Below are 12899 nucleotides of genomic sequence, written 5' to 3'. Positions count from 1 at the left end.
TAGCAGGTGTCGTGTAATACTGTCTGTCTTTCAACTGAAACCCGGACAGTACTCGCAACCAGGAGCGCTCCCGCCCGTGCCCGATAGCCCCCGACCCCCCGCCCTGACAGCCTCGCCAGCCACTGAAACCCGGACAGTGCGCAGCCGCGCCGCCAACGACGCCACCCGCGGCCGTCAGCATCTGACCCGCGACGAGGTGCACCGGCTGATGCGCGGCGCGATTCGGCACAATCGCCATGGCCGGCGCGACGCGCTGATGCTGCGCCTGGCCTTCGAGCATGGGCTGCGGGTCTCGGAGCTGGTGGGGCTGCGCTGGTCGGCCGTCGACCTGGTGACTCACGAGCTGCGCGTCACCCGCGCCAAGGGCAGCTGGGACGGCACGCACCCGCTCCAGGGCGACACCGTGCGGGCGCTCAAGCGCTATCAGCGCGACAGCGGCCGTGCGGCGGGGTTGGTGTTCGTCAGCGAGCGCGGGACGCCGATCAGTGCCGATGGCTTCCGGCGCCTGCTGCATCGCCTCAGCCAGCGGGTGCTGGGCGTGAAGTGGCATCCGCACGCCCTGCGTCACGCCTGTGGCGTGCACCTGATCAACCAGGGTGTGGATCTGCGCACCGTGCAGCAGTTCCTGGGCCACGCCAACATCCAGAACACCGTGGCCTATACCGCCCTCACCGGGCGGCCGTTCGAGCGGCTGAGCTTCTAGCCATCTGGGATGGTGTCAGGAATCGCGCAGGGCGTCCCAATCGTCTTCGCCGACCGGCTCGAACGGCTCGATCAGTTCTCTGACGCTGCCGCGTAGACGTTTCAGCGGTTCGCGCTCTTCGGTCGGTGCCTGGTCTGGCTCGTGGGGTGGGGCAGGTGGTTGCATCCTGTTGCCTCTTGGGGCGTTTCAGCTCTCATCGCTGGTACAGCGACCGGGCGAGCGATCTGAGACCGTGGGGATCGCTGTCCGTTTCCTGGACGGCTTCCGGGGGATCCTGATTGCCCTGGTCTGCATTTGTGGGTGGGGGAAGTTGCTTCAGCTGGGCTACCTCTTCTCGCAGCGCTACAAGCTCTTGATGCATGGCCTGCAACGCCTGCAACATCGCCTGTTGCATGTCTTCCTGACGAGGTGTTGCAACTGGTTGCATATCGTCCGGAAGATGCTCGGGTTCACCGTAGCATCGGATGAGCTCGGCCATCTCTATGATACGAGTTCCATCTCCTCGGAAGCCGCATGACAAGCGGCCTGACTCGATATGACGATGTATCGTAGAGCGATGCTTGCCGTACAGTTTTGCCGCTTTCGGGATAGTCAGTTGCATGGGTGCCTAGTTGGTTGCAGGCCTGTCGTTGCAGATATCCTAGCCCGACTTCGCGAGAAGCGTGAAAAATCAGGCCTCAGTGGCGCTTTTGCGTTCTTCAAGAAGCCGCAGTGCGACGTCCTCGTTAGCTTCACCAGGGCGAGCGTGTGCCTCGATAACCGCCATAGGAATCCTGAAGATCGATCCTGAGGCGTTAGAGGCCTTTTCACTGCCCTTGACCTTGGTTTTCCTCTTGCAGGACTTCTGGGTGCCTTCCCGGGCTTTCTCGCCGAAGGTGAACACCAAATGGGACACTCGGCGTCCGGTCTTTCGCTGGTCCCACTTCACCCATAGCGGGCTGTGCTCGTTGATCTGTGCTGTGGCCGGTTCTATCACCCACCGTTTCAGATCCTTTATGGCCGGGTACTTACCATCTAGTTGGAACGCCTCACGAAGCCACTCGATAGGCATCTCTCGCTCGCCCGCTCCCCGCCACTGGCACAAAAGCTCATAGAGCCGCATGGCATGGGCGCTGGTCATTTTGGCCACGTCCTCGAGCGCGTAGCGCGTGAACTGCTCCGTAAGCTGTGTCAGGTATGGCAGCATGTCTTTTGTGAACCTCAGCTCGACACGACCTTCTGACTCGACGTAGGCAATGGATTGGACCCAGCTAGTCACCAGGGTCTTAGGTCTCTTTCCTTGACCATTGGGGTATTCCCGCAGCCACACCTCCCGGCGTTTCAGCCGGAGGGCTGCATCGGCTAGCTCTTTGTAGGTTGAGTGGGAGTCAGTACCTACGAGTGCGGCATAGTCGGTTACGCTGACGCTATACATCACTTCATCGGTGAGCGGCTGATCCCGGCGTACTTGGGTGATACAGCCCAGCATGATGCGCTGTTCAGCGGGAGTGAGGCGGTAAGATGCTTCAACCAGGGCATTGCTCTTGTAAACCTGGGGCTCGTTCATCCTTGGGGCTCCAGTAGGGAGTGTGTCTACAGTGTCCCTTTATAGGGAGGGTTTTATTCTCTCCCTTTTAACCCTGAATCCCTCCCCTCTACAACCCTGAATCCCTCCCCTTTTGACCCTGAATCCCTCCCCTTTTGACCCTGAATCCCTCCCCTTTTGACCCTAAAATCCAATACAAATCAGTGAATTACGCAGCCTAAAAGGGGAAAAGGGGAAAAGGACAGAAAAGAGCGCATACGCGCTCGCCTACCCTCCGGGCTCGTTCCTCGCCCTACGCCCCGCCTTCGGCGGCCTAGCTGATGTGGCGCCCTCAGCGCGCCTCTAGGGCGGCTTTCGAGCCGCTACGCGGCTGCGCCGCCCTGGGGACGGCTCCGCCGTGTCAGCTCCTACAGATCCTCAGCAAAAGGTTCGGCAGGGCGGTGGGCTATCGCCCACCCAAACCCAGATGATCGGCGCTGACGCGCCTACATCCCGCTGTCGCGGGATAGTCCTCCCGGGTACGGCGCGAGATCTAGCCGAGGGCAAGCTTAGCGCCGCCCTCGATCGCATCGAGCGGCGTATCGCCCAACGAGCGAAGCGAGGCGGTGAGCGGGTTCCGCGGTGGGGCAAGGGAGGGGAACAGCCCTCATGCCGGGGCTGAACAGGAGCAAAAGCGGAGCAATGGTGTCGGCCATCGGTGCTCGTCTCCCTAGTAGATTGATGGAGGACCAGTTTCACACGATGAACTGGACAACTCTCTTAGCCAAGCCCACCCCCACCGGGAGCTTAACACCAGGAGGCAGCGTCCTGGCCCGCGAAGCGCGATCTTAACGGTTGAGATAACGATGCCTCTGGCCTGTGGTCCTTCCTGTGGTCCCTAAATGCTAGGCCCAATGGGGGCTGCCAGTCATTATGGGGCCATGTAGGGACCACATTGCTGCCATCCTGGACACACACTAACTCTTTTATTATCAAAGAGTTAGTGTGTGTCCAGGATGGCGTATGGTGTATAAGCTGGCACTTGGTTAAGGAAACTTCTATGGCGTGACCAATACCCATCAAGTCGGCGGTGTCTGGGAGCGTTAAGGGCGTACTTATCGTCCTCAAGGCACTTGTGCCTTGAGTGGTAAGCAGATGGTTAGCAATTAGTAATATCTGGTAAACATAAAGTTGTCATATAGTAAGCGGATGGCTGGTGATTGGTAACACATGGTAAGCATAAGGTTATCATGTGGTAGTCGTATGGTTATCAATTAGTAAGCATTTGATAAGCAAAAAGTAAGTAGAGGCATCCAGCAGGATGCCTCTGGCAGCAGCGGTTGGTTGTCAGCCTATCTGGCCATCCGTTGCCGGCGTTTACGCACTCGGGCCGTGAGTCTGGACCAGTCATCGGCTTGCACCCATCGCTCGGACCAGGTCAGGAGCAGTTCCGCTCGACGCTGGTCGCTGTAGTCCTCGGGGTAGGCTGTTAGGTCATCGGCTAGGCTCAGGAGCTGCTTTTTGCCATCGCGGGCGGTCAGGCGCAAGGTGTCCCGTGAGCCTTGCGCCTGGGCATGCTGATTGGCGATCTCGGCGCTGCGGGCGAGATCCAGCGTCTTCGAGGTCGGGTCGAAGGCCGCATCCAGCAGCACGCCAAGCCATAGCTGGGCTTCACTCGGGACAATTTCACGTTTACGGGCCATGGATCACTCCTGGGTCTCTTTGACTAGGGCGTCCCTCAGGGGCTCTCTACGGCGTCCCTAGAGCAACAATTGAGGCCAATGCCTATCCGGGAGAGTCTTACGAAGATGCGGCCTGGCGCCTTCTCGAAGAAGCGAAGACAGGGCGCTGCGCCGACACGCAGGACATGTTCGAGGACTCATGAACTATGGCAACATTGGTACTGGTAATAGCAGCGGCAGTGGTACTGCAACGTGAGTTTTAAACCGGGGCGGCTCCACCCGTAAGCCTAGGACGACCGAGCGCCCCGGTTCTGCAGGAAGACGTTACTGGGCCACTGCGCGTCCCTCCATCGGCCCTATGGGCCGATCCCACCAACCCATCGAGGCTCTGCCATGAACGACATACTCCGCGGGATACTACTGACCAGTCCTTTGTGGGTCGGTGCCTTGCTCCTCCTCCCCAGCACCTTGTGTGAACTGCGAAATCACACACCCAGCCCCCCCCAAGGTTAGGATCGCCACACCTCCCCCCCTTTGACCTATTTCGACCGCTGCGCGGTCGATTCCATGGGATACCTTCCTTAAGCCCGGCGGTGCGCCATGCTTAGGTTTTCTGATCGAGTTTTGGGCAGGCAATCCTTAATGGTGGAAGCGATACACCATACGCACACTGTCGGGTGGATTTATTCGTTTGATTTTATTTATGAAAAAAGGCCTAACTCAAAGAACGTGGCTGCCATTCGTCTGACAGAGTGTCGGACAAGCTTGAAGAAAAACCGCTCAACCATGCCGGTCAAAGCACTTTTTTGTCCGACATAACGTCCGGCAAATGGCAGCCACAGCTATCATGCGTTTACGGCCCATCAGAACTCATCTTCGTTGATCAAATCGAACACACGCCGCTTGGCGTGTGTCAGGTCATTCTTCTCGAGCACATACCATTCGTGCTGTGGCTTTACGGCGTCCAGCTCTCGTCCCACCGCGCCGCGGTTTCGCTCGTAACGATAACGTTGTCCCTGAGGGGACTCCCATTCGACCACGTTGCCGTGTTGGTAGACCTGGTTGAGGTCTTTGATCCGATCGAGAGCCATGGCTTTTTCCTCGTTGAGCGAGAAGAAGCTTCAGTGTGACATATAGGCGTGAAATAGTCACGCTTATGGCGTCAAGATAAGCCGCGTAATCATGTTAAAGAATGGAATGGAAACCATGCTGGACACCACCATAGAAGTCAAAACCTCTTTTTATGACTTCAAAAAACTGGGTATCGTCTTTTTCATATTTTCGATGTATTGCGTAAGCGACCAAATCCGCAAGCTGAATAAGGCGAGTGGCTTTAGAGTCGATAAAGGCAGGGACTTCAGCCATGTTTCTTAAGTTTCCCCACTCATGTCCATCGACTTTGAATTGGGTGGCAAGAGATTGTATTGGAGCCTCTTTATGGCTTTTGTCAAAAATTATCAACCCGCGCTGAGTGTTGTTGAAATGATTATGCTCTCTAGCTAGGAAATGATCGAATCTAGTAACCAATTGCTGAAAAGTACAGTGAACAGGGTCTTCTGGAGAAATTGCCCCCTTTCTAACAACTGACGCAAAGATTCTATATCTTCGGCCATCAATTAATCTCAGAGCATCTTTTATGGCATCAACTCTTTTTTGTTTAGGATGCCTTCTCCAAGAGTTTTTCCCTGCAAACATAGGGGAGCCATGAAGCTCAACATCGCTGGGGGATTGCTCATTGAATCTAGATGCGATCTTATCTAGCTCTATAGAGAGCCAATGAGCAGATCTTTCGAAAACACTAACACCAGCTAGGACAAAGTGTTCTTGATCCGGACCGCCTGGGGAACCTGACTCATCTGCGTATAGAAGAAACATAGCTCGCCTTAAGTAAACAAGGTTTGAGCTATATTAGGTGTTTTTGAAGGTAGGGGGAAGGCGGCGGAAAGAGCTATCAAGCTCAGCGCACCGCAGTGAAGGCAGCCCGCCAAATTTGTTTCCTACCGCAATGCGGATTTTAGGAGGGGGAAGGCATACATGCAACACCTTTCATACGTGAAAAATCACGCCTCTGTGAGGTCTAGGGCCTGAACCTTCTTAACGAGTGGGGCTAGGCTGTAGTGGTTATGCTGATAAATGCTTCCTTCGCTTTGCTTTTTTTCTTTTGAAATCAGACCTTTGTGTTCAAGAGAATCAATGGATCTTTGAACGGTTCTCACACTCATTCCCGATGCTCCTGCGATCCTCGCTTGCCTTGGAAAGACGTATTCATCATCGGCATTGAACCAATGCTTCAGTAGGTGTAGCAGGACAGTCATTTCTGACGGCTTGATCCCAAGCTTGTGCTGACCATTGAGGAGCCTCACCGGGACAGGGGTCCAGCCTTCCTCGATCACGGTAGTTCCCCACTTTGCACGCAGGGAGCGACGGTTCTCGTCGACGGAGCTTCCTATGTCTTTGTTTCCTGTTTGCAATTGCGATCCGGTGAACATATAATCCCCTTGATTATATTTAGTATGACAATATGTCGTGTATTTTAGCGTCAAAATGACGCGTAGTCAACAAAAAAATGCCGGAAAAACCGGCATCGTAAGGCTCCAGAGGTACTCCTGCCGCCATCTGGGACAGCATGAGCACGCTAGAGGTATTGGCACCCATAGTGTACGTATGCTGATAAGCGCGGGCCACCTGGTAGAAGAGGTCTTCTATGTCTCCTCGTGAAGCTTGGGTTCTTGTCCTCGCCTTGCTTATCTTGGCGATTATGGGGTGATGTGACGGAAAGGTGGGGATCCCCTCCTTTTTTGCGCTGTGGGACGGTGGAAGCTAGATGGCGTGATGCTGTCTAGCTTTCAACTGAAACCTAGACGGTTCCGGAGGATGGGCTTTGCCCCCAGAGCGCTCGTCTTAAACGCCTATGACGTCACGGACATCAGCGGCAACCCACGCCTGCCGGGCAGGTCAACAGTATCGGTGGAAACCCCCACCTGCTGGACAGGACGACCGTATCGGTGGAAACCCCCACCTGCTGGGCAGGACGACCGTATCGGTGGAAACCCCCACCTGCTGGACAGGACGACCGTATCGGTGGAAACCCCCACCTGCTGGACAGGACGACCGTATCGGTGGAAACCCCCACCTGCTGGGCAGGTCAACCGTATCGGTGGAAACCCCCACCTGCTGGGCAGGTCAACCGTATCGGTGGAAACCCCCACCTGCTGGACAGGACGACCGTATCGGTGGAAACCCCCACCTGCTGGGCAGGACGACCGTATCGGTGGAAACCCCCACCTGCTGGACAGGACGACCGTATCGGTGGAAACCCCCACCTGCTGGGCAGGACGACCGTATCGGTGGAAACCCCCACCTGCTGGACAGGACGACCGTATCGGTGGAAACCCCCACCTGCTGGGCAGGACGACCGTATCGGTGGAAACCCCCACCTGCTGGACAGGACGACCGTATCGGTGGAAACCCCCACCTGCTGGGCAGGACGACCGTATCGGTGGAAACCCCCACCTGCTGGACAGGACGACCGTATCGGTGGAAACCCCCACCTGCTGGACAGGACGACCGTATCGGTGGAAACCCCCACCTGCCGGCGCCGGCAGCATAGCCGGCGCGACCATCCCTGAAATGACGTTCCCCAAGGCGGCTGGTACTGTCTGGTTTTTAACTGAAACCCAGACAGTTATCGGGACAACCGCCATGCCCCGCGCGACGTACAGAACGAGCAGAACTCCAATATGCCTTATAGGCGTGACTAATTCTCGCTTTTTGGCTTGGCTTTGTGCTTATGGGCTTTCAGGCATGAGGGAGCCGCTAAGCTTTTCCCTACACTCTAGGCATAGCTCGTCATGTCACCAGGGGCATTCTTCTCCTGTTAGACCTTGATGAGTTTTACTCCGTAGTCGGCCGGATTGACGATATCCTCCAGCTTGCCGATCAGTGCGAAGTCGTTACGGCCCAGCTCGCTGTAGATGTTGGTGTCGGGGAAACGTAGGTTTTTGATCACCTTCACCTGGCTGGGTATACCCTTGGCATCGATCTCCATGACCCAGGCGAGGAATCCCCCCGAAAACTTAGCCAGGCTGCCAATCGGATAGAGTCCGTAGGCCTGGATGTACTCCACCAGCACCGTCTTGTCATAGGCTGATGCCGCCTCGTGGATCATGCGGTAAGCGTCTAGCGGAGCCCGTGGCGGGATGCCGTTGCGGACGTGCATCAATTTGTTGACCGCCTTGATGATAGAGATCAGCCGGACCCTACCCGAGAGCTGATCACCACGTTTGCCAGTGGGATAGCCGGTGCCGTCCAGGCGCTCGTTGGCGTTCTTGATGATGTCACGGCAGGTAGGGCTGGGTGTCCAGTCGAGCTCTTGCAGCTTGCGCTGTAGCGCGCTCACATGGCCTTGGAGAATGCCCTTCTGTATTGGGTTCATGTTGACCTTCAGTGAGGGAAGCTGAGGGCCAATCAGCAGCGGTTTACCCATGGTGTGGAGCAGGGCGCCCAGTACGGCTTCTCGCACATGAGTATCGTAGGGATCGCGAGCCAGCATCATGTCGGCCAGGTAGCCGGCGACTTGTACCGCATGGCGTACCCAGTCGGGCTCGTCGCGCAGGAAGGCCAGTGCATAGAGAAACGCTTTGCGGTCCTGCTCTACCAGGTAACGCAGGGTGTCGACGCAGTCGTAGAAGATCTCCTCGGGGAATAGGTCGCGAGTTTTCATGTACATCAGCCCCACCTGGACCTGATGCGCCACGTCCATGACGCCACGTTCCATGGGGGATTGACGGGCGCGCTTCTCGCGTTCCTGGGCTTCGCGTTGCAGGATTTTCTTCTCCTTAGCGCCGGGGATGAACAGTGGGGCGTGGTAGTTCATCTTGTCATTGGCCCCGGTGCGATAGGCGGCCTCACGTTCGGATTCGTTCACATAGCGAAACAGCGCTTCCATCTGGGGGGGGGGCATGTTGATGAACTGAATGCCGACTGCGGCATAGCCGTGGTTACCGAAGGGACGAATGTGGCGAATTTTGCCTTCGGCGAAGAAGCTTTCGCCGTTGGGAAACTCAATAGTAACCCCGGGGATTTCTTGATCCACACCGATGGCGACACTCTCGGCAAGGTCGATGTCGACCATGCAGCCTCCTACTGACAGGTTGCGTAGCCGCCCCGGCACACTGAGCTCGTGTAGGTAGATCTCCAGGCTGACGCGCGCCTGCATGCCCAGTACGAAGGGGATGCGGATCGCCCCGCGCTGCTCGGTAACGAACACTGACTCTGGTAGCTGGCACTCCAGACGATAGAGCGTGCTGTCAGTCTTGAGCAGTTTGGCTTCGACGTTGCTGAGGCTGTAGGTATCACGCTCCATGATCTGGCTGCCTTTCATGGCTTCCAGATCGAAGCTGATGCCGCTGTCTGTCAGGTACTTTTCTATATTCTGTCCGGCATACTCCACCTCTAGCACCAAGTGGCCACTGCTAAGGTCGAGTTCGTGAACCACAGCCTTCAGTGGGTAGGCCATGCTCTTGGCGTACAGGGATATCTCATAGTTGTGTTGCAGCAGCGAACGAATCACGGTAGCAGAAGGGTTTTCATGTAGGACGGGGGGAGCCATGTAAGTTACCTGATTATGTAATAATAGTATTGATTTTTATGTCAACGGTACATGTGTTTTATGTAATGGTTGACTATATATTTTTTTAACATAGAGCATGAGAGTGAGGCGGAAAAGACGGCCTGGGAACAGTGGTTTATTGATCTTCTGTAGGGGGTAGGCCTCGCGAGGCAGCAACATATTTACGTGTCCACCCCAGCCCTCTTCCTTCCCTATGCGGGCTGGGTGGTAGCATCGCCTCCGGTCAAGAGGTGCGTCCCTGTAACCCCCTGCCTTTCTCCGACTCTCAAGCTTTAGAGTCGGCGGAAACTCGTTAGAGGGGCGATCTCATGCTTTAGGCACGGGAAGCTGGTCGGGGAGCGTCGCGAGCGCTTCCCACGGCATCGGCTTGGCGAAGAGATAGCCTTGCAGCAGGTCGCACTCTCTTTGTACCAGATCCTCTCGTTGCGCGCGCTCCTCTATGCCCTCTGCTACCACCACCAGGCCCATGTGATGGGCCATGGTGATGATGCCCTGGACGATGGCAGCATTGTTACGGCTGGTGAGGACGTCACGGATGAACGCACGGTCCAGTTTGATCTTGTGGATCGGCAGGTCGCGCAGATAACTGAGGCTGGAGAAGCCGGTGCCGAAGTCGTCGATGGCGACGGTAATGCTCATACCGCGCAGGGTGTCAATCATCTCGATCGCCTGCTCGGCGCCGCCCAGCAGGATGCTCTCGGTCAGTTCCAGCTCAAGAAACTCGGGAGGGAGCCCCGTCTCGTCCAGAATGCGCTGTACCTCTTCAAGGAAGCCATCACGGCGGAACTGTAGCGACGAGATATTGACGGCGACCGGAAACACTCGCTCTCCCTTGGCACGTATGCTGGCGAGATGCTGGCAGACCTGTTTCAGCACCCAGCGGCCGAGGGGAATGATCTGCCCGGTCTGCTCGGCGATGGGGATGAAATGACCGGGTGGCACCATGCCTTGCTTGGGGTGATGCCAGCGGACAAGTGCCTCAAGGCTGCGGATGTGGCCACTGACGGCATCGACGATCGGTTGATAGTGAAGCTCGAACTGGTTGTCGCGCAGTGCGGTATGGAGGTCATGTCGCAGCAGTACGTGCTCACTGGTGTGATGCTTACCTTGACCCTGATACCACTGCCAGGTGTTACGCCCCTGCTTCTTCGCCAGTTCCACTGCCAGGCCTGCCTTCTGCAGTAGCTCATGGGGATGTTGGACCGCCTCATCGCTGCAGGCGATCCCGATGCTGGTACTGATGTGGAGGGCTTGGTCATCGACCTTGAACGCTTGCTCGAAGGCGGCGAGGACGCGGCCGGCCGCGTCGGTTGCCTCGTCGCGACTTGTCAGGTCCGGCATCAGGAAGACGAACTCGTCACCGGTAAGGCGTGCCAAGGTGTCGAAGGGGCCTAGCAGCTGTTGGAGACGCGTGACGATGGTGATCAGACACTGGTTACCGACACGGTACCCCAGGCCATCATTGATGGTCTTGAAGCCGTCTAGGTCGAGGTGCAGCACTGCCAGGAGACGCCGGTTCTGCTGGCTCCACCGGTAGTCCTGCTCGAGACGGTCATCTAGGGCCGTGCGATTGAGTAGGCCGGTGAGCAGGTCGTGGGTGGCCTGGTAGGCAATTTGGGCTTCCTGGCGGCGCTCTCGAGTGATGTCTTCCTGAGTGCCGATAAAGTGGGTGCAGCGCCCCGTCTCATCTGTGACCGGGCTGATCGCCAGGCGATTCCAGAAAGGCGTGCCATCCTTGCGGTAGTTAATCAGTGTGACTTGAGCGCTCGTTTTCGCCTGTAGCGCCTGGCGTATCGTGGCAATGGCCGTGGGGTCGGTCTTTTCCCCCTGCAAGAAATGACAGGTTCGACCGAGCACCTCATCGAGGTCGTAGCCTGTCAGCCGACAGAACGCTTCGTTGGCGTAGACGAGCGGCATCTGGTCCTGGGAGGCATCTGCCATCAGCACCCCATTGGGGCTGGCTTCGATCCCTCGCTGGAGGAGTCGAAGCGAGGCTTCTTGGTGTTTGCGTTCGGTGATGTCACGGCAGATGCCGTAGACACCGACGATCTCACCCTCGATGGTGACCGGGAAGTTGGTAATCTCGAGATGGTAGCGGTACCCGTCGGCATGCGCGCCCACGGTTTCGTAATGGCGCGCCGCGCCATGCCTGGCGGCATCGAAAGCTTTCTGGGTCAATTCACGATAGCCGGGGGCGATGAACTCATTGAAGTGGCGGCCTAACATCTCCTTTTCCGTGTATCCGGTGATCTTTTCCAAGGCGGTATTGCCCCGTTGGAAGCGACCCTCCAGGTCAAACTCATAGACCCCGTCAGGGTGGTTCACGAACAGCGAGTGGTGCCACTCGGCCAGCGTACGATGGTGGCGAATGTCTCGGTCCCTGATGACCGCCAGGGCGATCAGGGCTGCGGCTTGGTGCAGTCGTCGCCGGCTCATCTCGCTGGGGGCGATGGGTTCGCGGTAGTAGGTACCGAACGTTCCCAGCAGCTCACCCTGGTTGGTGAGCACGGGGCTCGACCAGCAAGCGTGCAGCCCTTCGGCAAGCGCCGCACTGCGAAATGACGACCACCTAGGGTCCGTCTGAATGTCTTCTGTGATGACCTGTCGGCGCCGGTAGGCTGCCTCACCGAAGGAAGCTACGCCTTCCCCTATGGGGACGTCTTGGAGCCGTTTGTAATAGTCACGCGAGAAGCGCTCGCTTGGGAATAAGTTTAGGGTGCAGCGTGCTGGGTCGAAACGCATGAAGGCCACAATGGCACCGGGCAACAAAATGCCAATCCAGCGAGCGATAGCGTCCAGGGTTGTCTCGAGGGGGGCCTGTTGGGCGATCAGTTCATGAATGTCCTGCTGCGCCTCCAGCAGGGTGAGATCGTCGGTCACGCACTTGCCTCCATGGGTATTCCTCCTTGTAGTTTGTATTTGTTAGGAGGCTGATGAGTGGCCCGATACTGAACAACTCAATCAAGCTAGGCAAGAAATGGCTTCAATGGGCCAGGCAATAATGCCTTGTGAATTTTTATAAGTTTTTGATATTTAATGGTTTTTATTCGAGAATGATAAGATGGAAGCTTCTGATCTCGCTTTCTTTTCACTTGTATGGCGCGAAACGATCTCCCGGGTTTCGACGTTAAACGCCCGCGTCTGCTTTACCACTACCCACCTGATCTGGCGACGTTTCGTCGTTATATAGCTTTCGACTGTGTATCTGTGCTCTTCCAAGAGCGGAGAGGACGGTGCGGCGAGCATGTTAGAATCATTCATAAGGTGTTGTTTTAAAAGAATATTTGTGAGTCTTTCAGAAGGGTGTATTCATAGAATAACGGCAGCGCTTTGGGCCACGCGGTAGATACGTGAGGGCCAGCGTAACGCATTTCCGAA

The 12899-nt window shown here is 56.7% G+C and carries 10 protein-coding genes; 1 reads left to right on the top strand and 9 read right to left on the bottom strand.

Going from position 1 to position 12899, the window contains the following annotated elements; translation table 11 throughout:
* The first annotated feature begins 136 nt into the window (after window positions 1–136).
* On the top strand, window positions 137–703 hold the full coding sequence (locus NFH97_RS21125) for a tyrosine-type recombinase/integrase (RefSeq protein WP_349625583.1): 567 nt from the start codon (window positions 137–139) through the stop codon (window positions 701–703).
* A gap of 15 nt (window positions 704–718) precedes the next feature.
* On the opposite strand, the gene NFH97_RS21120 is transcribed toward NFH97_RS21125, so the two are convergent.
* The 9 genes from NFH97_RS21120 to NFH97_RS21080 form a co-directional block, all read right to left on the bottom strand.
* Entirely contained in the window at window positions 719–868 is a 150-nt protein-coding gene (locus NFH97_RS21120; protein ID WP_349625582.1) for a hypothetical protein, read from the bottom strand.
* Between the two features lie 28 nt (window positions 869–896).
* Window positions 897–1304 carry a helix-turn-helix domain-containing protein gene (locus tag NFH97_RS21115; RefSeq protein WP_349625581.1) on the bottom strand — a complete coding sequence of 136 codons (408 nt, stop codon included), beginning with the start codon at window positions 1302–1304 and terminating at the stop codon, window positions 897–899.
* 69 nt (window positions 1305–1373) lie between these two features.
* Window positions 1374–2249 carry a replication initiation protein gene (locus tag NFH97_RS21110; protein ID WP_349625580.1) on the bottom strand — a complete coding sequence of 292 codons (876 nt, stop codon included), beginning with the start codon at window positions 2247–2249 and terminating at the stop codon, window positions 1374–1376.
* Between the two features lie 1310 nt (window positions 2250–3559).
* The gene (locus NFH97_RS21105; RefSeq protein ID WP_222164389.1) at window positions 3560–3910 is read right to left on the bottom strand and encodes a hypothetical protein; all 351 of its coding nucleotides are present in this window, start codon (window positions 3908–3910) and stop codon (window positions 3560–3562) included.
* 842 nt (window positions 3911–4752) lie between these two features.
* Window positions 4753–4980: a hypothetical protein gene (locus NFH97_RS21100; RefSeq protein WP_349625579.1), complete on the bottom strand. Its 228-nt coding sequence runs from the start codon at window positions 4978–4980 to the stop codon at window positions 4753–4755.
* Window positions 4981–5074: 94 nt separating this feature from the next.
* Window positions 5075–5764 carry a DUF3800 domain-containing protein gene (locus NFH97_RS21095; protein ID WP_349625578.1) on the bottom strand — a complete coding sequence of 230 codons (690 nt, stop codon included), beginning with the start codon at window positions 5762–5764 and terminating at the stop codon, window positions 5075–5077.
* 185 nt (window positions 5765–5949) lie between these two features.
* Window positions 5950–6378, bottom strand: a complete 429-nt coding sequence (locus tag NFH97_RS21090; protein WP_349625577.1) for a helix-turn-helix domain-containing protein — start codon at window positions 6376–6378, stop codon at window positions 5950–5952.
* Between the two features lie 1388 nt (window positions 6379–7766).
* Window positions 7767–9500, bottom strand: a complete 1734-nt coding sequence (locus NFH97_RS21085; protein ID WP_349625576.1) for a PilZ domain-containing protein — start codon at window positions 9498–9500, stop codon at window positions 7767–7769.
* A gap of 327 nt (window positions 9501–9827) precedes the next feature.
* On the bottom strand, window positions 9828–12401 hold the full coding sequence (locus tag NFH97_RS21080) for an EAL domain-containing protein (RefSeq protein ID WP_349625575.1): 2574 nt from the start codon (window positions 12399–12401) through the stop codon (window positions 9828–9830).
* Between the last annotated feature and the right edge of the window lie 498 nt (window positions 12402–12899).

The organism is Halomonas sp. SCS19, from assembly GCF_040147015.1.
GTDB classification, from domain to species: domain Bacteria; phylum Pseudomonadota; class Gammaproteobacteria; order Pseudomonadales; family Halomonadaceae; genus Halomonas; species Halomonas litopenaei.
Note: the sequence above shows the minus strand (reverse complement) of the source record. Positions and strands in the feature narration are given on the sequence as shown.